The sequence below is a fragment of the Hydrogenophaga sp. SNF1 genome (genome assembly GCF_034421675.1).
Taxonomy (GTDB): Bacteria; Pseudomonadota; Gammaproteobacteria; order Burkholderiales; family Burkholderiaceae_C; genus Hydrogenophaga; species Hydrogenophaga borbori.
In genome coordinates, this window is record NZ_CP139793.1 from 3,275,523 (window position 1) to 3,299,645 (window position 24,123).

A 24,123-nucleotide genomic window follows, 5' to 3' on the forward strand; every position below is an offset into this window, starting at 1 on the left:
TGGCGCGCCGGCCGCAGCCCGCCGGCGGGAAACAAAGCGCAACCGCCGCCCGCGCGGCCGCGTGCTATGTTCGCGGCCATCATGCCCAAGACCCTGCGCTACACGCTGATTTCGCTCAAGGAGATGCTGCTGTCGGGCAGCCCCATCGTGCTGATCACCATCGCGCTGGTGGCCTTCACCTGGTGGTGGCTCAAGCCCAACCCGCCCACGCGGGTGGTGCTGGCCACCGGGCCGGAGCAAAGCGCCTACGACACCTTTGGCCAGCGCTACGCCGAAGCGCTCAAGCGCCACGGCATCACGGTGGAGCTGGTGCGCACCGAAGGCTCGGCCGACAACCTGGACCGGCTGCGCGAAGGCACGGTGGAGTTGGGCTTCGTGCAAGGCGGCACCGCCGACATGGGCTACGACGACGACGAAAGCATCGTCTCCCTGGGCAGCCTGTTCGTGGAACCGCTCTGGCTGTTCTACCGCGAGGCCGCGGCTCGCAAGCTCGGCCCCAGGGATGGCACGGTGCGCAACCTGGCCGAGCTCAAGGGCTGGCGCGTCAACGTCGGCACGCCGGGCAGCGGCGTGCCGCGCCTGTTCAACCGCCTGCTGGAGGTCAACCGCATCGAACCCGGCCAGATCACGCTGAGCCGGCTGGAGCAGACCCCGGCCACCGTGGCCTTCCTGGACGGCCAGCTCGACGCCGTGGTGTTCGCCTCGGCGCCCGAATCGCTGATGGTGCAGATGCTGCTGCAGACCCCGGGCGTGAAGCTGCTGGACTTCGCCCAGGCCGAGGCCTATTCGCGCCGCTTCGGCTACCTCACGCCGGTGACCATGCCGCAGGGCATGGTGGATCTGGCGCGCAACGTGCCACCGCGCAATGTGCGCCTGGTGGCCTCCACCACCTCGCTGCTGGCGCGCTCGGACACGCACCCCGCCATCCTGCAGCTGTTCGCGCAGACGGCCATGGAGGTGCACAGCGGCGCCGGCTGGTTCAACCGCGCGCGCGAGTACCCCAATCTGGAGCACAGCGAATTCCCCGCGGCGGGCGAGGCCGAGCGCGCCTACAAAGGCGGCCTGCCCTTCCTGCAGCGCTACCTGCCGTTCTGGGCGGCCAGCGTCGTCGAGCGCATGTGGCTGGCGCTGGGCCTGATCATCGCGCTGGCGCTGCCGCTCTCGCGCATCGTGCCGCCGCTCTACACCTTTCGCATCCGCTCGCGCGTGTTCCGCTGGTACGCGGAGCTGCGCGAAGTGGAGCAGCGAGCCGAGTCGGGCAGCGCCACGCCCGACGACCTGCTGGAGCAGCTCGACGGCATGGAAGCCAAGGTGGAGAAGGTGGTGGTGCCGCTGTCGTACACCGACGAGCTGTACGCGCTGCGCAACAACATCCACCTGGTGCGCAAGAAACTGCTGCGCCGCCGGGACAGCGGCGGCAGCGACCCCCAGGACGAGGGAACGCCAGCCCGCGCGGCGGCGGATCGCGTCGACTAACGCTTGCCCGAGTTCTTGAGGGCCTGCTGGGCCACCGCGTCCAGCGCCTCGTCGACCACGCTGTGGTCGGCCACCACGCGCAGCTTGTCCTGCTCGATCAGGCGGTCCACGCCGCGGCGCGTCATGGACATGGACTTGCCCGAGGCGGTGCCGAACAGGAACAGCGTGCCGTGCGGGCTGGCCCAGGTGAGCTGCACGCGCAGCGCCTGGCCTTCCTGGTACAGGTCGAACCAGCTGCCCACCGCGAGCGAGGTGGCATCGCGCAGCACCATCCCGGCCTTGATGTCGACCCATTCGCGCTGCATGGGCTGCGTGGCCGCGAAGCCGGGCTGCGTGGTCTCGGGCAGCGAGTCGTCGTAGAAGTTGGTGGCCTTCGCCTCGTGCTGGCGCATCCACAGCTCGGCGTCGTCGGGGTTGAACACGCTGGCGTCGACCTCGGTCGGCGCGGGTGCGGCCTCGCTGCTGCGCTGGGTCTTGTAGGCAGCCTCGTGCAGGCCCATGAGGGTCTGGAAGAAGGCCTCGACCTTGTCGCGCGGGTAGTCGATGGCGTCCAGGCCTTCGCGCAGGGTGCGCAGCACCGGCGGGATGATGCGCACCAGGCGCGGCCGGTTCTGGCTGGCCAGCGCCAGCTGGCTGGACCACAGCAGATCGGACAGGATGTCGACGTAGCGCTTGGAGGTGGGGTCGCCGGAGGTGAGCGGCGGGTTGTCGGCCTCGTCGATGCGCGCCTTGGCCACCACCTGCGCCCACACGCCGGTCAGGAAGCGGCGCACCGGGCCCGGCGTCCTGGGGTAATCGGGCCGGGCACGGAATTCGTTGGCGATCTTCTCGGCCAGCAGCTTGCGCTGCTCCACCTTCACCAGGGTCTGCACGGCGCGGCCGCGCGCCTCGCGCTCGCCGCGCGGCACGGCGCGGTCCTCGGACTGGCGCAGCTGGTCGAGCAGCGTGGGGAAGCGATCGGCCAGGTCGGTCTTGCCGGGGCGGCGCAGTTCGTACACCACATGCCGCAGCTCCTGCAGGAAGCCGCTGTAGCCCTCGTCCTGTTCGCTGGTGAAGGCCAGGCTGCGCGCGGTCACGGCATCGAGCAGGCGCCGCGCGGGGTTGTTGCGGTCGGCGAAGAAGCGCGGGTTGCTCGTGGCGAGCTCCAGCAGCGCCGGCTTCATTTCCTGCAGGTGGCCGCGCACCGGCTTGAGCAGGCGCTTGTCGGTGGCGATGCGCTGCATCATCAGCGTCACCACCTCGCCGGCCAGGGCGCGGGTCATGGCGTCGTTGGCGCGGCGCGCGCCCTCGCCGCCTTCGGTGTCGCCCACCAACAGGCGGTGCAGGTGGTCCAGCGTGAGCAGGGCCTCCTGGTCGCTCATCGGGCCTTCGAGCAGGTCCTGGCCCATGAGCTCTTCCTCGACCACGGCGCGCGACTCGGGCGCCATGACGACCGCGTAGCCGGCCGGCTGCACGCCCTGGGCGTTGAGCCAGGCGCTCAGGTGGCGGTAGAGCACGTCGAGCGATTCACCCAGCGGCGTGGCGCCCACGCGCAGCCAGCGGGCGCGCGCGGCGGGCGTCACGTCCAGGCCCTTCAGCGAGGACAGCAGGGTTTCGACGAACACCTGCACGCGCAGCGGGTTGAGCTCGGCGTTGACCACCTTGAAGCCCTGGGCGGTGGACAGGCGCGCGGTGAATTCGTTGAAGGCGTCGTCGGCCGACAGCATGGCCGTCTGCTGGGCGCGGGCGATCTCCACGCGCTCATGCACCTGGTCATCGCCCATGAGTTCGAGTTCGTCCAGGCTGAGCGCGGGCTTGCGCGCCTGCGCGCTCGCGGCCGGGGCCTGCTCCAGCCGGTCGGCCAAGGCGGACAGCCAGTGGCGGGCCACCGCGTCGCGCTGGCGGTGCACCGACTGGTGGGCCTCCAGCAGGGCCTGGCGCTCGTGGACCTGGGTCTGCGCCAGCTCCCGCTCGCGCAGCAGGCCGTGTACGCGGTCGATCCAGGCGGGAATCCATTGCCGGCACTGGTCCAGTGCCTCCTTCAGGCAGAGGTCAAGGGCCGGGAGCGGGGAATTGGGCATGGCAAAAGCATCGACGACGAACGGCGGGGGCATTGTGCCCCGCGAACCATCGTCCCAAAAGGGTGGAAAAGGCCAGCCCGGCCCGGCAATTCAGGCCTTGGTGTCGCCCGGCGCCGACAGCAGCTCGCGCCAGCCCTCAGGCCCGAGGCGGCGCAGGGTTTCCATGTTGCGGGCCACGATGGCGTCCGCGTCGCCGCCCTCGCTGGCCACGGCGCGGGCCACGCTGTCCTCGCGCAGCAGGTGCAGCGTGGGGAACGGCGCGCGGTTGGTGGCGTTCGTGATGTCGTCGGGCTCGGTGCCCTCGAAGCGGTAGTCGGGGTGGAAGCTGGCGACCTGGATCACGCCCTCCAGGTCGTGCTCGGCCACCACCTCGTCGGCAACGCCGAGGAAGTCGTTGAAGACCTCGAAGTCGGGGAACAGCGTGGGGTGGACGATGAGCGTGGTGTCGATCCGCTCGGGCGGCGTGGCCGCGAGCAGCTCGAGCTCGCGGTCCAGGTCGTCGAGCAGCCCGTCGACGTGGCGCGCAGTGCTCACCACGATGCGCACCTGGTTCTTCACCCACACGGCGCGCGCGAACGGGCACAGGTTGAGGCCGATGACGGCCTTCTCGATCCAGTGCCGCGTCGCGGCGACGACCTGCTCTTCGGTCACGCCAGGCTCTTGAAGCGCGGGCGCTTGGGCGCGGCGCCCTCTTCGCCCAGGCGCTGCTTCTTGTCGGCCTCGTACTCCTGGTAGTTGCCGTTGAAGAAGAACCACTGGCTGTCGCCCTCGGCGGCCAGGATGTGCGTACAGATGCGGTCGAGGAACCAGCGGTCGTGGCTCACCACCAGGGCCGAGCCGGCGAACTCCAGCAGTGCCTCTTCCAGCGCGCGCAGGGTTTCCACGTCGAGGTCGTTCGAGGGTTCGTCCAGCAGCAGCACGTTGCCGCCTTCGCTGAGCATCTTGGCCAGGTGCAGCCGGCCGCGCTCGCCGCCCGAGAGGTTCTTCACCAGCTTCTGCTGGTCGCCGCCCGAGAAGTTGAAGCGCCCGCAGTAAGCGCGGCTGGGCATCTGGAACTTGCCCACGGTGATCATGTCCAGGCCGCCGGAGATGTCTTCCCAGACGGTCTTGTCGCCGGCCAGGCCGTCGCGGCTCTGGTCCACGGCGGCGATCTTCACGGTCTGGCCGATCTTGACCTCGCCGCTGTCGGGCTGCTCCTTGCCGGTGATGAGCTTGAACAGCGTGGACTTGCCGGCGCCGTTGGGGCCGATGATGCCGACGATGGCGCCCGCGGGCACCGAGAAGCTCAGGTTGTCGATGAGCAGGCGGTCACCGTAGCTCTTGCTCACGCCCTTGAACTCGATGACCTCATTGCCCAGGCGGTCGGCCACGGGGATGAAGATCTCGTTGGTCTCGTTGCGCTTCTGGTATTCGACGTCGCTCAGCTCCTCGAAGCGGGCCAGGCGCGCCTTGCTCTTGGCCTGACGGCCCTTGGCGTTGGAGCGCACCCACTTGAGTTCTTCCTTCATGGCCTTGCGGCGCGCGTCCTCGGTGCGCTGTTCCTGCTCGAGGCGGGCTTCCTTCTGCTCCAGCCAGCTGGAGTAGTTGCCCTTGTAGGGAATGCCGTGGCCGCGGTCGAGTTCGAGAATCCACTCGGCGGCGTTGTCGAGGAAGTAGCGGTCGTGGGTGATGGCGACCACGGTGCCGGAGAAGCGCTGCAGGAAGTGCTCCAGCCATTCCACCGACTCGGCGTCCAGGTGGTTGGTGGGCTCGTCGAGCAGCAGCATGTCGGGCTTGGACAGCAGCATGCAGCACAGGGCCACGCGGCGCTTCTCACCACCGGAGAGCAGGCCGATCTTGGCGTCCCAGGGCGGCAGGCGCAGCGCGTCGGCGGCGATCTCGAGCTGGTGCTCGGAGTCGGTGCCGGCGGTGGCGATGATGGCCTCGAGCTGGGCCTGCTCGGCCGCGAGCGCGTCGAAGTCGGCGTTTTCCTCGGCGTAGGCCGCGTACACCTCGTCCAGGCGCTTCTGCGCGGCGCGCACCTCGCCCATGCTGTCTTCCACGGCTTCGCGCACCGTCTGGTCGGGATTGAGCTGGGGCTCCTGGGGCAGGTAGCCGATGCGGATGCCCGGCATCGGGGTCGCTTCGCCTTCGATCTCCTTGTCGAGGCCGGCCATGATCTTGAGCAGCGTGGACTTGCCCGAGCCGTTCAGGCCGAGCACGCCGATCTTGGCGCCCGGGAAAAAGGACAGGGAGATGTCCTTGAGGATCTGTCGCTTGGGCGGCACGATCTTGCCGACCCGGTTCATGGTGAAGACGTACTGAGCCATGGTCTTTCTGTGGGAAATTTGCAGCGCGAGGCGTCGCGCGAAACCACGGATTATCGACCCATGCGACAATACGGCCGTTCGGGCACGTCAGTTGGCCCGACACCAGCTGCCTGCTGGGGCGTGCCTCCCGCGCGGACACCGCCAACTCCCCTTGAAATCCATCGGCCCCGGACTGAGCGGGGCGGCACCCGAGCGGTGCCCCCCGTGTGGCCGATGCCCCAGCGCCCTGGAAGGGCGCAGATTCACATAATGACATTCGAAGAATTGAACCTGGCCCCGGCCATCGTGCAAGCCGTGCACGAGCACGGGTACCACACGCCCACCCCCATCCAGGTGGAGGCCGTTCCGGCCGTGCTGGCGGGCCGCGACCTGCTCGCCGGCGCCCAGACCGGCACCGGCAAGACCGCCGCCTTCACGCTGCCCATGCTGCAGCGCCTCTCCCAGGGCCAGCGCCCGGCCAACCGCTTCGGCGGCATCGGCATCCGCGCCCTGGTGCTCACGCCCACGCGCGAACTCGCCGCCCAGGTCGAGGAATCGGTGCGCGTCTACGGCAAGCACGTGGACCTGTCGTCCACCGTGGTGTTCGGCGGCGTGGGCATGAACCCCCAGATCGATGCCATGAAGCGCGGCGTGGACATCCTGGTGGCCACGCCGGGCCGCCTGCTCGACCTGCAGCAGCAGGGCTTCCTCGACCTGTCGGCCGTGCAGATCCTCGTGCTCGATGAGGCCGACCGCATGCTCGACATGGGCTTCATCCACGACGTGAAGAAGGTGCTGGCCCTGCTGCCCCAGAGCAAGCAGAGCCTGTTGTTCTCCGCCACCTTCAGCGACGAAATCCGCGACCTGGCCCAAGGCCTGCTGAAGGACCCGCAGCACATCCAGGTCACGCCGCGCAACACCACGGTGCAGCGCATCACCCAGGTGATCCACCCGGTGGGCCGGGGCAAGAAGAAGTCGCTGCTGGTGCACATCATCCAGCTGCACAACTGGAGCCAGGTGCTGGTCTTCACCCGCACCAAGTTCGGCGCCAACAACGTGGCCGACTACCTCAACAAGAATGGCATCACGGCCATGGCGCTGCACGGCAACAAGAGCCAGGGCGCGCGCACCCAGGCACTGGCCGGCTTCAAGAGCGGCGAGATCCGTGCCCTGGTGGCCACCGACATCGCCGCGCGCGGCATCGACATCGATGAGCTGCCGCACGTCGTCAACTACGACATCCCCAACATCTGCGAAGACTACGTGCACCGCATCGGCCGCACCGGCCGCGCGGGCCGCGAAGGCCAGGCGGTCAACCTCGTGAGCCTGGACGAAGAAGGTTTCATGATGGAGATCGAGCGCTTCACCAAGCAGCAGATCCCGGTGGAGATGTTCGCCGAGTACATGCCCGAGCCCGGCGAGAAGGCCGAGCCCATCGCCATGGGCCGCCAGACCCTCTGGGGCGGCGCGGGCAAGCCGCCCAGCCGCGACGTGATGGCCGCCGCGGCCAAGGCCGCGCGCCAGGAGATGGTGCAGCGCATCCGCGAGAAGAAGTCCAGCGAAGGTCAGGGCCAGGGCCAAGGCCGCGGTGGCCGCGGCCAGGGCGATGGCCAGCCGCGTGGCCAGGGCCAGGGGCAAAAAGCCAAGGGCCCGCGCCCGCAGGGTAACGGCCAGGGCGGTCAGCACCAAGGCCAGGGTGGCGGCGGTCAGGGCCATGGTCAGCAGCGCCAGCGCCCGCCGCGCGGCGATCGTCCGCCGCGCGCCGAGGGCGAGGAAGGCTACGAGCGCCAGCCGGGCCCCAACGCCCACCTGGGCAGCCTGCGCATCCGCGAGCCGCGCCCGCGCCAGGCCAACCCGAACGGCCAGCCCGACCCGCTGCGCACCGGCATCGACGCCATGCGCACCAGCAACCGGTTCAAAAAGAAGAACAACAACAAGAAGGGTGGCGGTGGCGGCCAGCGCGGCGAAGGCAACGTCGATCCGCTGCGCACCAACTACGGCCGCATCGGCAACAACTAGGCCTCACCCCCGCCGCGCTTAGCGCGCCCCCTCAAGGGGGCGGCACCGGCGGGCCGGCACAGCCGGTTCCGCGGTGTCGCTGGGTTGGAGCACGCGAAACGTGCCCGGTCCGTCTGCCGCGGCCGGCGTCAGGTCTTGACAAAGGCCGTCACCAGCGGCTCATCGCCCAGTTGCCGGCTCCAGTGGCCGTGCACGGCCGGATCGAACGTGGCGCCTGGGGGCAAGGTGTCGGCCGAGTAGAAATGCTCGCCCGGGCCGAACACGCGGCTGCTGCCGTCCTGCAGGCCGATTTCCATGCGTCCGCGCAGCACGATGAGCCACTGCGGCGCGTCCGTGCAATGGAACTGGCTGCGAAACCCCACCGGGCTTTCGCGCAGCACCAGGCCGCTGGCCGGCTGCGGCGCCGACAGGCGGGCGGCGGGCGAGCCGCCGTCCAGCGCCAGCGCTTCTTCGCGAAAGCGCGCGCGGCCGTCGGTGTCGGTGAACAGAATGACGCGGGTGAAGGTGCTCATCGGGACTCCGCAAAGGCCCGGTTTCTACCAGATGCGCCCCCGTCGATTCGGGCCGCGTTTTCGCGCACACTTGGTTCTTTGCCCGCCAAACCATGCGCCTGCTCCTTGCCGAAGACGACACCATGTTGGGCCAGGGCCTTGAAAAAGGCCTGGGCATGGCCGGTTTCACCGTGGATTGGGTGCGCGACGGCCTGGCCGCGCAGGCCGCCTTGCAGGCCGGCGGCCACGAGGTGCTGCTGCTCGACATCGGCCTGCCGCACCAGGATGGCCTGCAGCTGCTGCGCTGGATGCGCGAGCAGCTGCTGGACATCGCGGTGCTGGTGGTGTCGGCGCGCGACGCCGTGAGCGACCGCGTCGCCGGCCTCAACCTGGGCGCCGACGACTACCTCACCAAGCCCTTCGACCTGGACGAACTGGTCGCGCGCGTGCACGCGCTGGCGCGCCGGCGCCATGGCCGCCCGCAGCCCGAGATGCGCCTGGGTGCGCTGGTGCTGAGCCCGCCGCGGCGCGAGGCCACGCTGAACGGCCAGCACCTGGCGCTGTCGCCGCGCGAGTTCGACCTGCTGGCCACCCTGATGGAACGCCCCGGCCACGTGCTCTCGCGCGAACAGCTGGAGCAGCGCATGTACTCCTGGCAGGACGAAGTGCTCAGCAACGCCGTCGAGGTGCACCTGCACCACCTGCGCCGCAAGCTCGGCCCGGCCTGGGTGCGCAACGTGCGCGGCGTGGGCTACAAGCTGGTCGAACCGGTCGACCCCCAATGAGGTCCCTGCGCCAGCGGCTGCTGCTGTGGCAGATCGGCGCGCTGGTGGCCGCCGCCGCGCTGGAAGGCCTCATCACCTACCAGCTGGCCTGGGACGGCTTCAACCGCTCCCGCGACAGCGTGCTGCAATCGATCGCCTACTCGGTGGTCCGCCACGGCCTGCGGCCGCCACCAGGCGCCGCCAGCCCGTCCCCAACCACGGCACCGGACACCCCCGTGGGTCCGGCCCAGGACCTGGGCCACTTCACCACGCAGATCTGGACCGCCCAGGGCCGGCTGGTCTACAGCTCGGTGGTCGGGGGCGGGCCGCCGCTGCAAGCGCCGGGGCTGAACGTGGCGAACTGGAACGGCGAGGACTGGCGGGTCTACACCCTGGCCGAACGCGACCAGATCGTGCAGGTGGCCGTCACCAACGCCGATCGGCTGGCGCGCTTCGGCGAACTCCTGCCCGGCCTGCTCGCGCCGCTGGGCGTCCTGGTGCTGGTGATGTGGCTGCTGATGCAAGCCGCCGTGAACAAGGCCCTGGCGCCGCTGAAGGCCTGGGGCCGCGACCTGCGCCGCCGCGAGGGCGGCGAGCTGCACGCCGTGGGCACCGCGGCGCTGCCCGAGGAGCTGGTGCCGCTGGGCGAAGCGCTCAACCAACTGCTGGCGCGCGTCGAGGCCCTGCTGGGCAGCCAGCGCGCCCTGCTGGCCGACGCGGCGCACGAACTCAACACGCCCCTCGCCGCGGTGAAACTGCAGGCCCAGCTGGCGCGGCGCAGCGGCGAGGCCACGCGCACGGCGGCGCTCGACGAACTCGACCGCGGCATCGAACGCGCCACCCACCTGGTGGCGCAGCTGCTGCAGATGGCCCGGCTGGAGCCCGGGGTGCGCGAGCGCGAGCCGCGCCCGCTGCGCCTGGACACGCTGGCCGCCGGGGTGGTGGCCGCGTTCTCGGCGCGCGCCGACCAGCGGGGCATCGACCTGGGCCTGGCGCCCAGCGACGCCGCCTGGGTGGCGGGTGACGAGGAAGACCTGCGCGTGCTGCTGAACAACCTGGTCGACAACGCGCTGCGCCACGCCCCCCGTGGCGGGCGCGTGGACGTGCAGGCACGCACCGAGGGCGGGCGCGTGCGGCTCACGGTGGACGACAACGGCCCCGGCATCCCCGAGGCCGACCGCGAGCGGGCGACGCGCCGTTTCGTGCGCCTGGACGGCTCGACGGCCCCGGGCAGCGGCCTGGGCCTGTCCATCGTCGCGCGCGTCGTGGCGCAGCACGGCGGCGCACTCACCCTCGCCGAGCGCGAGGGCGGTGGACTGAGCGTGCGCGTCGAGCTGCCCGCCGCGCCCGAGTCGCGTTAAACTGTTTCTGTTTTCGCAACAATTAAAGGCCTGTAGGGCCAGACAACGATCCCATGGACCGATTGCATTCCATGCGCGCCTTCCAACGGGTGGTCGACGAAGGCGGCTTCGCGGCCGCCGCGCGCGCACTGGACCTCTCCCCCGCCGTCGTCACGCGCCTGGTGGCCGACCTCGAGGAACACCTGGGCACCCGCCTGCTGCACCGGACCACGCGCCGCGTCTCGCTCACCGAGGCCGGCGAGGTCTACCTGGAGCGCGTGCGCCAGATCCTGCTCGACCTGGAGGAAGCCAGTGCGCTCGTGAGCTCGCAAACGCAGGAGCTGGCTGGCGTGCTGCGCGTGCTGGCGCCGCCCGTGCTGGCCATGCACGTGCTCGCGCCCATGCTCGCGGGCTTTCGCCAGGCCTACCCCAAGATCCGGCTCGACATCGAGGTCGAATCCCACCGCGAGCCTCCGGTGGAGGACTACGACATCACCCTCATCGGCGCCGACGCCAGCTTCGACGCCAACGTCATCGCGCGCAAGGTGGTCAGCACCGAAGGCATCCTGCTGGCCTCGCCCGCCTACCTGGCGCGGCGCGGCCACCCCCAGCGCCCGGAAGACCTGGCGCAGCACGACCTGCTGCGGCTCAAGCCGGCGGCCGGGCGCTCGCGCAAATGGCGCCTGCTCAACGCCAACGAAGGCGACCGCGCGGTGGAGGTGGACGCCCAGCCCGTGGTCTGGGCCAACCACAACGACACCCTGATCCACGCCGCGCTGGACGGCGCGGGCATCACCGCCACCTCGGTGGAGCTGGCCGCGCCGCTGCTGGCCGACGGCGACCTGGTGCGCGTGCTCAGCCCCTGGATCACCAACCGCCTGACCATGTACGCCGCCCTGCCCAGCCGCAAGTTCGTGCCCCGGCGCACGCAGGTCTTCCTCGACCACCTCATCGAACAGACGCGCGCGCGCGTCGACCAGGCCCTGGCCACCTGCATGGCCTGCTGATGACGGAGACACACCCATGACCGACCCGAACGCCATCCACTTCGGCCACCACGACCGCGTCGTCATCGTCACCGGCGGCGCCCAGGGCATCGGCGCGGCCTGCGCGCGCCGCTTCGCGCGCGAGGGCGCGCGGGTGGTCATCGCCGACGTGGCGCGCGCGCCCGGCGAAGCGCTGGCGAGCGAACTCAACGGGCGCTTCGTCGCCTGCGACGTGGGCGACAAGGCGCAGGTGGACGGGCTGGTGGCCCAGGTGCTCGACGAGGCCGGCCGCATCGACGTGCTGGTGAACAACGCCGGCATCTTCAAGGCCGCCGACTTCCTGGAGATCAGCGAAGCCGACTTCGACGCCGTGCTGCGGGTCAACCTCAAAGGCGCCTTCCTGGTGGCGCAGGCCGTGGCGCGCGCCATGGTGCACGGCGGCGTGCGCGGCGCCATCGTGCACATGAGCTCGGTCAACGGCGTCATGGCCATCCCCAGCATCGCCAGCTACAACGTCAGCAAGGGCGGCATCAACCAGCTCACGCGCGTGATGGCGCTGGCCCTGGCCGACCACGGCATCCGCGTGAACGCGGTGGCGCCGGGCACCATCGCCACCGAACTGGCGGCCCAGGCCGTGCTCACCAGCGACGACGCGCGCCGCAAGATCCTCAGCCGAACCCCCATGAAGCGCCTGGGCGAACCCGAGGAAGTGGCCGACGTGGTGGCCTGGCTCGCGAGCGACGCCGCGGGCTACGTGACGGGCGAGATCGTCACGGTGGATGGGGGGCGGATGGCGCTGAACTACACGGTGCCGGTGTAGTGTCTGGCCGTCACAACCGCCCACCCCTGCGAGGTCCCCGATGAAGCGCTTGCCGTTCTTGATCGCCTTGGCCGGCGCCGGCCTCATGGCCACCGTGGGCGCCGCCCCAGCCCAGGCCTCGTCGACCCCACCCAAGCGCACGCCCCCGCCGGCGTCCCGCCAGGCCGCGCCGCCGCCGGCGGCCGAGGCCCCGCGCGGCGACACGCCCGTGCACAAGTTCTTCCAGTCCTGGGGACGCGGCATGGACAAGGCCGGCGAGGCCCTCGACAAGGTGCCCAAGCCCGACAAGCGCTGGCCGGGCAAGGCCAATACCCAGCGCCCCCCGGACACCTCGCCGAAAGGCGATCCGTACAGCAGTCCGTGAAAGGTGCAGCGCGCCCGAGCGCTCAATTGAGGAAAGGGAAGGCCAAATCCACGCCCGCGCGCTCGGCTTCTTCGGCCCAGATGCGCTTGCTGGTGGCCCGTGGGATTTGTAGGGTGGTGTAGAGGAAGGACTCCACTTCGACGTAGTAGTCGTTCTCTTCTTCAGCCCTGCCGGCCTTGTGGGCGGCGAACGAGGCGCGCAGCATCTGGCGCAGATGGAATTCGTCAGACCCCTCGCCGATGCCGCCGACGGCGTTGCCTTGGTATACGCGAGTGAAGATGACAGCGGAATGGGATTGGGTGTCCCAGTAGATGGTGAAAGAGCTGCCTTCGTATTGTTCTGTGATCATGCCTTCCCGGAATGGGATGAAGCCATGGCCTGTCCGTATATAGATCGCTCGCGGCTGAAACAGCAAGGTAGGTTTTCCCTTGGCGTTCTTGTAGGGTTCCTTATCGCCAGAAGTGATTGCATCGCACCAGCCGTCACCGTCGATGTCCACCCAGGTCACGTCGATAACATCCTCCTTGCGCCATCGCGCATCGGACTCTTCGATTCGCTTCTTGAAGTACGGGTCATTCCATAGTTTCGGATCAATATCCAATTTTCTCGGAGAAAACACCTTCCAAGCCTGCATGTCGCGCTTACACGCGGGCAGATCAATCGTCAGTTCCGTTGTTTCGGTGTTTGATGGGCCCGCGCCGTTTGACAATTCCTGCCCCTGTACGGGCCCCGAGGCGATGGTCAACGCCATCGCGGCGATCGATATCCAGCCGGTTCGCATCATCATGTCTCTCCTATGACTTCGGCTTGATGGGATCGAGTGCCAGTCGTGGCACGTTCATGACGTCGCAAGGCATCTTGGTGGTGTTGCTCCAGATGCCCACCAATCCCTTGGCGTACTCAAAGTTTCGTGCCACGGACAAGGCCTTGGCGTCCGAGCCCGCGTTGTGGAAGTAGCCGATTCGCGCCACGATGTCCTCTTCCGTTTCATTGGGGTATTTGATCCTGTACGCCGCATACTTCCATCGAATCTCGCGGTCGGAGATCAGATCGAATTTCTGTCGGCTCTTGAACAAGGCACTTGGCGTATCTAATAGCACCGCCTTGAGCGTTTTGTCAGTGAAGACAGCAGCCGAGGCAAAGCCCTGCCAGCCTTCGTTCCAGTTGGCCGGATCTTTCAGATAGAGGCGAAACCCATCTCGCGTCATGCCCAAATCGGCCAGAAGTGCATCGAACCGTTGCCCGTTCACATCGGCCTGGGCCCGGGCGTAGGCTTCGGCCAGTTCGGCGCTGTTGCGGCCGCCGCCGTACAGCGGCACCAGCGCTCGCACGTAAGCCTGCTGCACGCTGCTCAGGCTGGCGTTGCCCACCGCGCCGGCGCGCGCGGCCATGAAGGCCGCGTGGTTGAAACCGTTCTTGGCGAAGAACAGCAGGCCGTACTGCAGCAGCGCCAGACCGAGCAGCGTGAGCACGGGGCCGACCACGGCGAACTCGATCATGGCCGAGCCATGCTGCCGTGCGCGGCGACGGAGGTGACCGGGTGGGCGAGTCATCGGCGCACGCCAGGGGCGCCTCGGAACAGGCCGTGCTCGAGCCGGTCACCGCGACGCACGCCGAACCGATGGATGCTGCCTTCGGCCAGCTCCAGCGTGTGCCGGCCGCGGGCTTCCGCCATGAAGCCCCCAAGGCTCAGGTGCCACGGCCGCAGGCCAGCCACGCAGCGTGCGACCACACCCGAAGCCTCCAGGTACAGCACATCGACGGGGCAGCGCATGAAGCCGGTGTGCACACTGGCGCAGCGCATCAGCAGCAGTGCTTCGTTGGCGGGCAAGGGTGGCGCGAACATGAGCCCGCGCAAGCGCGACAGGAAGGTGTCGGCGACGCGCACGCGCAGGGAATACTCTCCCGTGGCGGTGTGCAAGACAGCGTCGCGGGTGTGTCGGTGGTGCGTCATGTCCCCGCTTTCACAGTCCCGAATGCATGAACTTCATCGCGATCGGGAAAAACAAGACGATGAAAGTGCAAGGAAAGATGAACGCCAGCAGCGGGAAGAGCATCTTCACCGGGGCCTCCATCGCGAGTTTCTCGGCGCGCAGAAAGCGCTCGCTGCGGCGCTGATCGGCCTGGACCCGCAGCACGGGACCCAGGCTCATGCCCATGCTTTCGGCCTGGATCACGGAGACCACCCAATGGCCCACGGCGGGTTCGTCCAGGCGCTGCGCCATCGCGCGCAAAGCCTCTGCTCGCGCCTTGCCGGCGCGGATGTCGCGCAGCACGCGCTGGAGCTCGTCGCGCAACACCCCCACGGGGCCCTTGGCCACGGCCTGGGTCATGGCGCCCTGCAGGTTGAGCCCCGCCTCCACGCACAGCGTGATGACGTCGAGGAAGAAGGGCAAGGTCCTGAGCAGCTCCTTCTGGCGCGCCTTGAGCCGGTCGCCCAGCCACAGCGCCGGGTAGGCCCAGCCCATCAGTGCGGCCAGGGGCAGGACCTGCAGCCAGGCGCCGGCGTGGGTTGGGGCCAAGGCGTTCGCGCCCCAGGCGGCCAAGGCCGCCGACAGCAGCGCACACACGCCGCGCGACGCAACGAACTGCGCTGGCGCCAGGGTGTAGTCCAGACCGCCTTTGCGCAGGCGCCTCGCCAACGCCTCTCGCGTGCTGACCGGCAACAGCGGCTCCAGGTAGTGGCTGATCCATTGGATCGGCCACCACGCCAGCCGGAACCCCAGCGGCGGCGCGTCCTTGTACTGCCGATCCTCTTCGGGCACCTGCGCGACCGCCCGGCCGAGCAACCAGGCCAGCAGCGCCACGGGCACCATGAACCCCAGCGCGAGCAGCGTCAGCACAAGCCCCGGGTGCTGCATCAGGAAAGGGGTCTGCATCGCGGGACCACCTCAGACGTCGATCGCGATGATCTTGCGGATCACCACCACGCCCATCACTTCAAGGAAGGCGATGACACCCAGCGTCGCCCAACCCAGCGGCGTGTGCCACAGCAGGGCCATGGCTTCGGGCTCCATCTTGTTGAGCACGAGCATCAGCAGCAGCGGCAACAGGCCCACCACCCAGGCCTGCAATTTGCCTTGCGCGGTGAGGGCCTCGATCTTTCCCTCCATCTGCAAGCGCGCCCGGATGGTGTGCGCGGTGCGCTCCAGCGTCTCGGCCAGACCACCGCCGGTGGTGGTGGCGATGCGCATGGCCGACACCACCAGCGTGGTGGTCTGCGTGGGCACACGCCGGGCCAGGTTGGCGAGGCTCTGTTCCAGCGTGACGCCCAGGCGCTGCTCGCGCAGCAGCAGCGCGAACTCCTGGGCCAGCGGCGGCGCGCTCTCGGCGACGAGCTGCTGCAGGCCCGAGCTCAGGCCAACGCCGGCCCGCATGCCCCCGCTGAGCATCATGAGCGCGTCGGGCAACTGCGCCTCGAACTGGCGCAGGCGGCGCCGGCGCATCCTCGCGTAGACCCAGCGCGGCAGCAGCGCCAGGGCAAAGAACGCCGGCAGCGCGAGCAGCGCGCTGCCGGTGAGCAGCCAGGTGGCCAGGGCCCCCAGCGCCATGACCGCGAGGTTGGCCGCGAACAATTTCTGCGGCGCGATGAACAGGAAAAACTCCTGCGCCTGGAAGCGGGTGCGTTCGGTGAAGGCCGCGCGGTAGCGCTGCAGCGACACGGTGCCCAGGTCGATCGCGAACCAGGCCAGCAGCGCGGCCGACACGGCGACCACCACCACGACCCACAACAAGACCGGGCCCATGGCGATCAGGCCTCCAGCACCGGCGCTGGCACGGGCTTGAAGATGTTCAGGTCCAGCGACTGCCCCATGGCCCGCAGCTCTTCGTAGAACGTGGGCACCATGTCGCAGCCGCAGAAGTGGCCACGCATCTTGCCGTCGGGTCCCCCATAGCCCTGCGGCTGGAAGCGGAACAACTCCTGCAGCTGCACCTTGCCGCTCTCCATGCCGCAGACCTCGGTGACGCTGGTGACCCGGCGCGTGCCGCAGGCAAACCGCGTCTGCTGCACGATCAGGTGCACCGCGGAGGACACCTGCTCGCGGATCGCCGCCAGCGGCAGGTCCATGCCCGCCATCAGCACCATCGTCTCCAGTCGCGCCAGCGCATCGCGCGGCGCGTTGGCGTGCAGCGTGGTCAGCGAGCCGTCGTGGCCCGTGTTCATCGCCTGCAGCATGTCCAGGGTCTCGCCGCCTCGGCATTCACCGACGACGATGCGGTCCGGCCGCATGCGCAGGGTGTTGCGCACCAGCTCGCGGATCGGCACGGCCCCCTTACCCTCCACGTTGGCCGGCCGGGACTCCAGGCTGATCAGGTGCTCGTGGTGCAGCTTGAGCTCTGCGGCGTCTTCCACGGTGACGATGCGTTCGCCCGATGGAATGAAGTTGGACAGGATGTTGAGCAGCGTGGTCTTGCCCGAGCCGGTGCCGCCTGAGACGACGATGTTCTTGCGCGCCACCACGCAGACCTCGAGGAAGGCCGCCATCTCGGCGCTGATCGAGCCAAAGCGCACGAGGTCGGCGGCGGTGAGCTTGTGCTTGGCGAACTTGCGGATGGTCAGGCAAGGGCCCTTGAGCGCGAGCGGCGGGATGACGGCGTTGACGCGCGAGCCGTCCTTCAGGCGAGCGTCAACCATGGGCGAGGATTCGTCGATGCGCCGCCCCAGCGGCGCGACGATGCGCTCGATCACGCCCATCACCGCGCGGTCGCCGGTGAAGCTCAGCGGGTGCCGCAACAAGCGCCCTGCCCGCTCGACGTAGATCTCGTCGTGGCGGTTGACCATGATCTCGGTCACGCCCTCATCGGCCAGCAGCGCTTCCAACGGCCCCAGGCCGACCGCTTCGTCGAGCACCTGCTGGCAGAGCTGCGAGCGGTCGATACCCGGCGGAATGTCGCCGTCGAGCTCGGCGAGGAGCTGCCGCACCAGGCCCGCGGTCTCCTGGCGCAGCCGCTCGTCGCTCATGGAGGACACGTCGTGGCGGCGCAGGTCCATGGTTTCGATCAGCTTGCCGTGCAGTCGGCGGCGCCACTCGAACTCCCGCTGCCGCTCTGCCAAGCAGGAACTGCCCTCCTCGGGCGAGGGCAAGGCCACGGCCTGGGGCGGCAAGGCCGCAGGCACCGGCGAGGCCTGCGCGGGATTCGCCGCCGGGGGGACCGGCGTCACGCGGAGTTTGTATGGCCCGATGCCGATCACGTCGTCCGGCCGCAGCGGGCCGTGCTGTCCGGCGATGCGCTGGCCATTGACGATCACACCGCCGAAGGCCCCCAGGTCCTCCAGCCAGACCCCCGACGGCGTGGCGAACAGGCGCGCGTGCTCCTTGCCAATGCGCCAGCCCTCCAAGCGCACCTCGTTGTGGGCGCCTTTGCCGATCACGCTCTCGTCGGGTGCTTGCAGACGGCTCGTGGCGCCGTCCGCGGATTCGATGTCGATCTGCAACATGTGCTGTTCTCCGCTCGGATTCAGCGAACCGGCGCCGCCAACGAAAGTCCGTTCGAGGCGACCCACCCCCGGCGTTCGCCCGCCTGCACGGCCAGCCACCGGCCGCGCGGCGCCAGGTCCAGGACACGCACCGGCTCTCCGCGCCGCAGGCGCACCAGCACGGACGCGTTGATGTCCGGCGTGAGCCTCAGCACGGCCCCATCCGCGCCGGCCCACAGCTCGACATCGCTCAAAGGCAGCTGCCCCAGCGTCAACGCGGCGCCCACGGTGGCCGTTGGCTGGGGGGGTTCGGGAAGTGCCGCGCCAGCGCCGTCGCCCACGACGGTCGCCTGCGCCGGCTCGTGGCCCGGCTGCAAGGGCTCGCTCAGGTGAGGCGGTTCGCCGAGCCGCTGCTGCAAGCGTTCGTTGATCTTCTGCGCACGGTCGAGCAGCCCGGGTGAATGCGCGTCGACAACGGTCGGCGTGACGAAGATGACAAGCTCGGTTTCCTTGTTCTGGAAGCGTTGGGAGCGAAACAGCGCGCCCAGCACGGGGAGGTCGCCCAGCAGCGGCACCTTGTCGATGCTGGTGGCCTGTTCGCGTTGGATGAGGCCGCTGAGCACGATGGTCTGGCCATCGCGGACGTTGAACTCGGTGCTGGTCTTGCGCGAGAGCAAGGCCGGCCCCGACGGGGTGGAGACCGATGGATCGATCTGGCTGACCTCGGTCTCGACGGTGGCGCGGATCACCCCACTGGCGTCCACGCGGGGCTGGATGTCGAGCTTGACCCCATAGGGCTTGAACAGCACCGAGGGTCCGTTCACCGTAGACACGGTGTACGGGTACTCGCCACCGGCCAGGAAACTGGCCTTGGCGCCATTGCGCGCGGACAGCTGCGGCTCGGCCAACACGGTGCTGCGGCCGCTCTGCGCCAGCAGGTTCAGTTGCGCGCCCAGGCCCGCGTTGAGGGCGCTCATCAGCGTCAGGCCGCTCGGCAGTGGAATGCCGGTGGTGGTGCCGTCGGCGTTGGTGATGGGCAGGCCACCCGTGCCGGCCGGGACGTTGATCTGGTAAGGGCCATGGCCCCGGCCGGCCGGCGCCCAGATGCCGCCAAGGGCCGCACCGCCGGCGGCGGACCACTTCAGGCCGATCTCGCGCAGCTCGTCGACGGGGAACTCGACCACCTTGACGTCCAGCAGCACCATCTGCTCCCAGCCGAGCCGGTTGGTGAAGTTGACGATCTGCGGATAGGTCTTGGCCAGGGCGTCGATCTTGGCGAGATCGACGTCGCTCAGCTGTTCGCCTTCGACGATCACCTTGTCGCCGATCACCGAGGCGCGCGCCTTGGGAATGGTGGACAGGAAGGCCGCCACCTCGCGCGCCACGCGGCTCAGGTCGCCCGCGACGATATTGATCTTGATGCGCTGGTAGCGCCCGTCGGCATGCCAGAGGAACAACGACGAGGTGCCCACACCGTTGGCGAACAGGATCACCTCTTTGTCGTCCAGCGCGGCGGCCGTGAGGATGGCCCCGTTGCCCACCGCGATGCGCGCCACGCCGGGCGCGGGGAACACGCGCGATTCGCCGGTGAACATCTCGATTTCGGCGATCTGGCCGTCGTCGTCGGCATTTTTCACCGGGGCATAGGGCCGGGCCGATGCGCCCGCGGATCGACGGGCCCTGGCATCGGCAGACGGTTTGAGAATGGGCGCGTAGCCATTGACGACCCCACCCGCTGCAGGAGCGGTGGCGGCGGCGGAGTCGATGGCGTGGGCCGGCGCCAGCAGCAAGCCACTTGCCAGGGCCAGCCACAGGGCGCGCCACGGCCGCGTGTGTAGGAAAGAGAAAGGTGGGGGCATTGGAGTCCTCATGGCGCCGTGTCGGCCGTGTTGTTCGCCTCGAAGCGACCCCTGGCCGGTGCCGGCGTGCCACGAGGGTCCAGGCGCAGTCCTTCGGGCGGCAGCTTGGCGCCACGCCCGCCGTACAGCACCGGCACGTCGGCGGCGGGAGAGGCGGGGGTGCCGCCCAACCAGGCCGCAAGGTCGAATGCGGCGCCGGGGGTGGGGGCCTTGTCCTGCGGGTTGCGCAGCAGCGCCGTGAGCCTGCCGGCCTCGCGCGCCACGGTGATGTTGCGCGCCTGCTGCGGGTCGGCGTCCAGCGTCACGGTGGAGTACAGGCGCCGCTCGCCGCTCTTGGGGTCGTCCACCGAGCGCTGGCCGGTGGCCATGACCTCGATGCCCTGCAACAGCGTGAAGGTGCTCTGGCGGCCCTGGCGCTCGATGCTGACCAGCAGATCGATCCGGTCGCCCGGCTCCAGCAGCCCGGAGATGGAGTTGATTTCGTCCACCGGCACGGTGATGGCGCGATGGCCCGCGGCGACGCGCGCCGAGAAGGTGGGCACCTTGCTGCCTTCGACCATGCTCCACAGAACCACCTCGCCGCCTTTCACGTCGTAGGCCAGCGCCCGGCCCTCTGCGCGATCGAACTGCTCGGGCGTCAGCGCCAGGCTGTGCGCATAGTCGGCCGGGATGGGACGCACCGCCAGGTTGTCGCTGGACAGGCGCTGCCCTTTGGCGAGGTCGACCTTGGCCACCACGAGATCGACCATGCGACCCTTGCCGCGCGCCTCGATCTCGGCCAGCTGGTTGAACAGGTAGCTGCGCGCGCCGAGCGCCGCGAGCAGGCCGATGGCCAGGGCGACACCCAGCACGATCCAGGTCTTGTTGGGCCGCAGGGCGGACAGGGCGAAGGAAGGTTTCATCGAAAGCAAGGGCTCAGGTGGGCAGGGACAGCGCGTAGGCGAACCGCTGGTAGGCCACGCGCAAGGCATCGAGCAGCTGCCAGAGCACGCTCTGGTCGTTCCACAGGCCGATGCCCAGGGCCAGCGCCAGCGCGAGGCAGACGACCACGTACTCCAGGCTGGCCTGGCCGCGTGCGGCGCCACCGGCCCGCACAGGGGCGGAGCGGGAGGGAATCACGGCATCGTCTCCAGGGCCGTGACGGTGTTGAGCACCACGCTGGCGCGGCCGTCCGGCAGGCGGCCGATGACCGCCGTGGCCTCCTTGCCCGCGCCCTTGAACCACATCACACGGCCATCCGGGGCCACATGAGGGGCTGCGTCGGCCGCGGCTTCATGCTGCAGTTGCAGACCGTCCTCCTGCATCAAGGCCGTCAGGGCCCGGCCATTGAGCGCGGCGCCCGCGCCGTTGCTGTAGACCAGTTGGCTCGACAGCCGTTGGCCATCGCGCGACGCGGTCTGGCTCAGGATGCGCGAGTCGGCCGGCAGGCGCTGCAGCCAGGCCTGTGCATGGCTCTGGGCCCGCTCGCGGTGCCGGGTAGCGCTCTCCAGGTCGCTGACCGCCACCCACGCGCGCGTGCCACCGGCCACGCTCTCCAACTGCACCGTGAGGTAGAAGCCACCGTCGGCGCGGCCCAGGATCAGCTTGTCGCCCACGCGGCTTTCGACCATCGGCCGACCCAGGCCCTGCCGCAGGGAGCGCGCCACCTCGTCGCGGGGGCGGTCCGATAGAAAGCCACGGATCCGCATGGGCACCCCCCCAACCTCAAGCGCGTCGCCGACCGACCAGCTCTGCGCGTGCGCCGGCAGATCGATCACCGGCCAGACGCGCTCGGCCCGCGCAGGGACGCCCAGCAGCACCGCACACCCCCCGATGGCCACAGCCAGATGCCGCACCTTGTGCGTTGACGGTCTTGTGTTCATTGGACAAGCCTCCGTGCGGCGCGCCGCGGGGCTGGGCGCCCTGGGAACGGCCCGGCGCTCATGGCTGCGGCCCCAGGCGATCCGGTGGCACCGCGTCCTGCCAGAAATCGAGTCGGCCGAGCCGGGGTGCCTTCAATCCCCCGGGCAGTTCGACCGCCTCCACGACCGGCTCGACGGCCGGCGACGCCCCACGCAATACGCCGCCCGGAAAGACAAAGGGGTCACTCAGCTTGGCCTGAACCTCGGCAGGGCCTCGCCCCGTCCAGGGGTCGATCAGCAGGCTCGTGCTGCGGACCATGGCAAGGCCGAGGCTGTCGAAGGGTTCGTAGGCCCGCAAGCCCGCCGGCATATCGGCCAGCGCAACGCGCACCTGGGTGGTGTAGATGCCGCGGCTGGCGAGCGACAGCGGGCCACGCAGCGGGAACGCGTCGCCGTCGCTGGCGGCGGCAAAGCCGTCGGCGTGCGCGCTGCCCTGTTGGCGGCCAAAACCCAGGGCCACGGCGCCGAAGGACGGGACCAGGGCCTTGCCGTCGGGACGGCGCCAGAGGGGGTTGCGATGGGCGTCGACCTCATCCGCGGCGTCGTGGGTCTTGATGGGTGCCTGCAGGTTGCCGAAGAAGCGGCGGCGCACCTCGTCGGCCAGTTGGGCCTCGGGCACGAAGCGGCCCACCGCGTCGTTGCGCACCGTTGCCGCGAAGGCCGTGTAGCGCGCGGCCATTTGCGTGCTGTGCGCGATGTCCTGGTACTTGCCGATGAGCGGCATCAATAGGAACAGCGGCACCAGCGCCAGAGCGACGACGAGGAACTCGGTCAATGCCTGGCCTTGCTGAGGGTGCGCACGCCGCCGACGGAATCGGGAACGGGGCGCCAGCGTGCCGGACGCGCAGATCAGGGGAAGGATGCCGCTCATGGTGTCGTGACACCCTGTCGGGCCCTTGCCATCGCCACATACGGCGCGGCATCGATCAGGCGCACCTGCCAATACGGATTGAAGAGACTCGCCAGTTCGGCCTGGCCATCGGCGCGCGGCGATGGCCTCTCGAAATGCACCTGCGACGCCGATACGCCCGCGTAGAGCCCCCGGGCGGGCTGGCCTGAGTAGCGGTTCAGGCGCTGCGAAGACCGCAGCGGCGAACGCGCGTCGGAGGTGCGCGTCTGGGCCGCGTTGCGCGTGACCCGCACCGCGAAGTCCAGCCGTGGATCGAGCGGGCTCGACCCGGCGCCGCGGGACAGCGCGGCGGCCGACAACGCGTAGAAGCTCGGCAGGCCGCTGTAGTGCCAGTCGCTGGACGAGGCCATCGCCGTGGCGCGCGGGTTGACACGCGCGCCCGGCGCATCGCCGTTCCCGCCAGACCCGTCGCCGGCCGCCTGGACGCCGTCACCCAAGGGGTCTTCGCCGCTGCGGCAACGCGGAAGCCAACGGCCGCGCAAGCGATAGCGCCACATGGAAACCGTGTCCAGGGCCCGCCATTCGTCGTAGCCCACCAAGGTGGTGCCGCCCGCGCGCTGGACGTGATCGACGTGCGGCCCGAAGTCGACGCAGGTGGGCGCGCGGGCCTCGCTGCGCCAGCTTCGCGAGGGCACGAAAGGATCGAGGCCCGTGGCCGATAGGGTGGCTTGCTTGAAGCGCTCGCGTTCGTCACCGCTGTAGCGGTGCAGAAACGGCTGGCCATCGAAGTCAGCGAACCCGTCCTTCAGCGGCACGGCGTCGACCACGACGTCGCCATCGCCGGCGTAGTTGGCCTGCGCCACTTCGTCCATCACCGTCTGGCGCACCGCCGGCAAGGCCACCGCCATCGCGGCCTGGGAGGCCTGCAATGCGAGCTTGGCCGCTTCGGCGGGCAGGACCGCGACCTCCGTGACGAGTTGCACCGCTTGCGCGGCGGCTTCGACCGCGCCGGTGGCATTGGCGTAGAACAGGCCCACGCAGACCGGGGCGTACTCGACCATGCCCTTGACCGTGGGCTCGGCGTACTGCGGCACCTCGCAACCCAGGCGCGCCGTGCTCTCGGCATGGGTCTGCACGTACTGCGCCCACGACGACAGGCTGACCAGCTGCGCGATGGTGACCTCGTTGGCGATGAGGGCCCGGTTGGTGTAGGCCACGAAATTGAGCGCGCGCGCGTTCATCACGCCAGCGCTGTAGGCCACGGCATCGGCCGTGTTGACGAGCTTGGTTTTCTCGCGCGTGAGTTGACCGGTGTTGAACAGGAAGAACAGCGCGGCGAGCCCGCCGATGAGGACGAACAGGCCGTACACCAGCGCCTGGCCCTGTTGCCGGGCCCTGATGGCGCTCCCCCCGCTCAAGCCCGGCCCGCGCAGCGGGCGAAAGGCGGCTGGCATGGTTTCAGATCAACGGTGGTGGCTGGGCGCTT

23 protein-coding genes are annotated in these 24,123 nt (G+C 69.5%); 7 read left to right on the plus strand and 16 right to left on the minus strand.

Going from position 1 to position 24,123, the window contains the following annotated elements; genetic code table 11:
• Positions 1-81 precede the first annotated feature (81 nt).
• Positions 82-1,476 (plus strand): TAXI family TRAP transporter solute-binding subunit, encoded by a 1,395-nt coding sequence (locus SOM08_RS15670; protein ID WP_245981074.1) that lies wholly within the window; start codon positions 82-84, stop codon positions 1,474-1,476.
• Here SOM08_RS15670 and SOM08_RS15675 read toward each other — a convergent pair.
• From SOM08_RS15675 to ettA, 3 genes are all read right to left on the minus strand, one after another.
• Positions 1,473-3,536 (minus strand): DUF1631 family protein, encoded by a 2,064-nt coding sequence (locus tag SOM08_RS15675; protein ID WP_181936550.1) that lies wholly within the window; start codon positions 3,534-3,536, stop codon positions 1,473-1,475. The genes SOM08_RS15670 and SOM08_RS15675 overlap by 4 nt on opposite strands.
• 90 nt (positions 3,537-3,626) lie before the next feature.
• Complete coding sequence (locus tag SOM08_RS15680) at positions 3,627-4,187, minus strand: DUF1415 domain-containing protein (RefSeq protein ID WP_116960361.1); 561 nt, start codon at positions 4,185-4,187, stop codon at positions 3,627-3,629.
• A complete protein-coding gene (gene ettA / locus SOM08_RS15685) occupies positions 4,184-5,845 on the minus strand; it encodes an energy-dependent translational throttle protein EttA (RefSeq protein WP_070397598.1) in 1,662 nt (553 codons plus the stop codon). The genes SOM08_RS15680 and ettA overlap by 4 nt, the downstream gene beginning before the upstream one ends.
• 249 nt (positions 5,846-6,094) lie before the next feature.
• On the opposite strand from ettA, the gene SOM08_RS15690 reads away from it, so the two are divergent.
• A complete protein-coding gene (locus tag SOM08_RS15690) occupies positions 6,095-7,843 on the plus strand; it encodes a DEAD/DEAH box helicase (protein WP_116960360.1) in 1,749 nt (582 codons plus the stop codon).
• 128 nt (positions 7,844-7,971) lie between these two features.
• Here the strand turns inward: SOM08_RS15690 and SOM08_RS15695 are convergent, their stop codons facing one another.
• Positions 7,972-8,355, minus strand: a complete 384-nt coding sequence (locus tag SOM08_RS15695) for a hypothetical protein (protein WP_070397596.1) — start codon at positions 8,353-8,355, stop codon at positions 7,972-7,974.
• 92 nt (positions 8,356-8,447) lie between these two features.
• Between SOM08_RS15695 and SOM08_RS15700 the strand changes: the two genes are divergently transcribed.
• From SOM08_RS15700 to SOM08_RS15720, 5 genes are read left to right on the plus strand one after another with little or no spacing between them, the layout of a single operon-like run.
• On the plus strand, positions 8,448-9,119 hold the full coding sequence (locus SOM08_RS15700) for a response regulator (protein WP_116960359.1): 672 nt from the start codon (positions 8,448-8,450) through the stop codon (positions 9,117-9,119).
• Positions 9,116-10,459, plus strand: coding sequence for a sensor histidine kinase (locus SOM08_RS15705; RefSeq protein WP_116960358.1), 1,344 nt, complete (start codon positions 9,116-9,118; stop codon positions 10,457-10,459). Before SOM08_RS15700 ends, SOM08_RS15705 begins: the two co-directional genes overlap by 4 nt.
• 53 nt (positions 10,460-10,512) lie before the next feature.
• A complete protein-coding gene (locus tag SOM08_RS15710; RefSeq protein ID WP_116960357.1) occupies positions 10,513-11,445 on the plus strand; it encodes a LysR family transcriptional regulator in 933 nt (310 codons plus the stop codon).
• Between the two features lie 16 nt (positions 11,446-11,461).
• Entirely contained in the window at positions 11,462-12,244 is a 783-nt protein-coding gene (locus SOM08_RS15715) for an SDR family oxidoreductase (RefSeq protein WP_322469280.1), read from the plus strand.
• Between the two features lie 40 nt (positions 12,245-12,284).
• Positions 12,285-12,608, plus strand: a complete 324-nt coding sequence (locus SOM08_RS15720; RefSeq protein WP_116960355.1) for a hypothetical protein — start codon at positions 12,285-12,287, stop codon at positions 12,606-12,608.
• Positions 12,609-12,630: 22 nt separating this feature from the next.
• Here SOM08_RS15720 and SOM08_RS15725 read toward each other — a convergent pair whose 3' ends face one another.
• From SOM08_RS15725 to SOM08_RS15780, 12 genes are all read right to left on the minus strand, one after another.
• The gene (locus tag SOM08_RS15725; RefSeq protein WP_322469281.1) at positions 12,631-13,395 is read right to left on the minus strand and encodes a hypothetical protein; all 765 of its coding nucleotides are present in this window, start codon (positions 13,393-13,395) and stop codon (positions 12,631-12,633) included.
• A 7-nt stretch (positions 13,396-13,402) separates the two neighbouring features.
• The gene (locus tag SOM08_RS15730) at positions 13,403-14,107 is read right to left on the minus strand and encodes a TadE/TadG family type IV pilus assembly protein (RefSeq protein WP_322469282.1); all 705 of its coding nucleotides are present in this window, start codon (positions 14,105-14,107) and stop codon (positions 13,403-13,405) included.
• 50 nt (positions 14,108-14,157) lie between these two features.
• Positions 14,158-14,562, minus strand: coding sequence for a DUF192 domain-containing protein (locus SOM08_RS15735; protein WP_116959612.1), 405 nt, complete (start codon positions 14,560-14,562; stop codon positions 14,158-14,160).
• A 10-nt stretch (positions 14,563-14,572) separates the two neighbouring features.
• The gene (locus SOM08_RS15740) at positions 14,573-15,487 is read right to left on the minus strand and encodes a type II secretion system F family protein (RefSeq protein ID WP_322469283.1); all 915 of its coding nucleotides are present in this window, start codon (positions 15,485-15,487) and stop codon (positions 14,573-14,575) included.
• A gap of 12 nt (positions 15,488-15,499) precedes the next feature.
• Positions 15,500-16,363, minus strand: coding sequence for a type II secretion system F family protein (locus SOM08_RS15745; protein ID WP_416187020.1), 864 nt, complete (start codon positions 16,361-16,363; stop codon positions 15,500-15,502).
• Positions 16,360-18,048 (minus strand): ATPase, T2SS/T4P/T4SS family, encoded by a 1,689-nt coding sequence (locus tag SOM08_RS15750; RefSeq protein ID WP_322469285.1) that lies wholly within the window; start codon positions 18,046-18,048, stop codon positions 16,360-16,362. The genes SOM08_RS15745 and SOM08_RS15750 overlap by 4 nt, the downstream gene beginning before the upstream one ends.
• A gap of 20 nt (positions 18,049-18,068) precedes the next feature.
• Positions 18,069-19,664, minus strand: coding sequence for a pilus assembly protein N-terminal domain-containing protein (locus SOM08_RS15755; RefSeq protein WP_322469286.1), 1,596 nt, complete (start codon positions 19,662-19,664; stop codon positions 18,069-18,071).
• A gap of 230 nt (positions 19,665-19,894) precedes the next feature.
• Positions 19,895-20,788: a Flp pilus assembly protein CpaB gene (gene cpaB / locus SOM08_RS15760; protein ID WP_322469287.1), complete on the minus strand. Its 894-nt coding sequence runs from the start codon at positions 20,786-20,788 to the stop codon at positions 19,895-19,897.
• A 13-nt stretch (positions 20,789-20,801) separates the two neighbouring features.
• A complete protein-coding gene (locus SOM08_RS15765; protein ID WP_245980979.1) occupies positions 20,802-21,005 on the minus strand; it encodes a hypothetical protein in 204 nt (67 codons plus the stop codon).
• A complete protein-coding gene (locus SOM08_RS15770; RefSeq protein WP_322469288.1) occupies positions 21,002-21,748 on the minus strand; it encodes a hypothetical protein in 747 nt (248 codons plus the stop codon). Before SOM08_RS15770 ends, SOM08_RS15765 begins: the two co-directional genes overlap by 4 nt.
• Before the next feature lie 58 nt (positions 21,749-21,806).
• On the minus strand, positions 21,807-22,658 hold the full coding sequence (locus SOM08_RS15775) for a hypothetical protein (protein WP_322469289.1): 852 nt from the start codon (positions 22,656-22,658) through the stop codon (positions 21,807-21,809).
• The gene (locus SOM08_RS15780) at positions 22,655-24,091 is read right to left on the minus strand and encodes a pilus assembly protein TadG-related protein (protein WP_322469290.1); all 1,437 of its coding nucleotides are present in this window, start codon (positions 24,089-24,091) and stop codon (positions 22,655-22,657) included. The genes SOM08_RS15775 and SOM08_RS15780 overlap by 4 nt, the downstream gene beginning before the upstream one ends.
• Positions 24,092-24,123: the final 32 nt, after the last annotated feature.

Coding starts and splice junctions, on each gene's coding strand:
- SOM08_RS15710 (WP_116960357.1), top strand. CDS start 10,513: ATGGACCGATTGCATTCCATGCGCGCCTTCCAACGGGTGGTCGACGAA.
- SOM08_RS15740 (WP_322469283.1), bottom strand. CDS start 15,487: ATGCAGACCCCTTTCCTGATGCAGCACCCGGGGCTTGTGCTGACGCTG.
- SOM08_RS15780 (WP_322469290.1), bottom strand. CDS start 24,091: ATGCCAGCCGCCTTTCGCCCGCTGCGCGGGCCGGGCTTGAGCGGGGGG.
- ettA (WP_070397598.1), bottom strand. CDS start 5,845: ATGGCTCAGTACGTCTTCACCATGAACCGGGTCGGCAAGATCGTGCCG.
- SOM08_RS15725 (WP_322469281.1), bottom strand. CDS start 13,395: ATGATGATGCGAACCGGCTGGATATCGATCGCCGCGATGGCGTTGACC.
- SOM08_RS15675 (WP_181936550.1), bottom strand. CDS start 3,536: ATGCCCAATTCCCCGCTCCCGGCCCTTGACCTCTGCCTGAAGGAGGCA.
- SOM08_RS15720 (WP_116960355.1), top strand. CDS start 12,285: ATGAAGCGCTTGCCGTTCTTGATCGCCTTGGCCGGCGCCGGCCTCATG.
- SOM08_RS15775 (WP_322469289.1), bottom strand. CDS start 22,658: ATGAGCGGCATCCTTCCCCTGATCTGCGCGTCCGGCACGCTGGCGCCC.
- SOM08_RS15750 (WP_322469285.1), bottom strand. CDS start 18,048: ATGTTGCAGATCGACATCGAATCCGCGGACGGCGCCACGAGCCGTCTG.
- SOM08_RS15770 (WP_322469288.1), bottom strand. CDS start 21,748: ATGAACACAAGACCGTCAACGCACAAGGTGCGGCATCTGGCTGTGGCC.
- SOM08_RS15695 (WP_070397596.1), bottom strand. CDS start 8,355: ATGAGCACCTTCACCCGCGTCATTCTGTTCACCGACACCGACGGCCGC.
- SOM08_RS15690 (WP_116960360.1), top strand. CDS start 6,095: ATGACATTCGAAGAATTGAACCTGGCCCCGGCCATCGTGCAAGCCGTG.
- SOM08_RS15670 (WP_245981074.1), top strand. CDS start 82: ATGCCCAAGACCCTGCGCTACACGCTGATTTCGCTCAAGGAGATGCTG.
- SOM08_RS15735 (WP_116959612.1), bottom strand. CDS start 14,562: ATGACGCACCACCGACACACCCGCGACGCTGTCTTGCACACCGCCACG.
- SOM08_RS15705 (WP_116960358.1), top strand. CDS start 9,116: ATGAGGTCCCTGCGCCAGCGGCTGCTGCTGTGGCAGATCGGCGCGCTG.
- SOM08_RS15730 (WP_322469282.1), bottom strand. CDS start 14,107: ATGATCGAGTTCGCCGTGGTCGGCCCCGTGCTCACGCTGCTCGGTCTG.
- cpaB (WP_322469287.1), bottom strand. CDS start 20,788: ATGAAACCTTCCTTCGCCCTGTCCGCCCTGCGGCCCAACAAGACCTGG.
- SOM08_RS15700 (WP_116960359.1), top strand. CDS start 8,448: ATGCGCCTGCTCCTTGCCGAAGACGACACCATGTTGGGCCAGGGCCTT.
- SOM08_RS15715 (WP_322469280.1), top strand. CDS start 11,462: ATGACCGACCCGAACGCCATCCACTTCGGCCACCACGACCGCGTCGTC.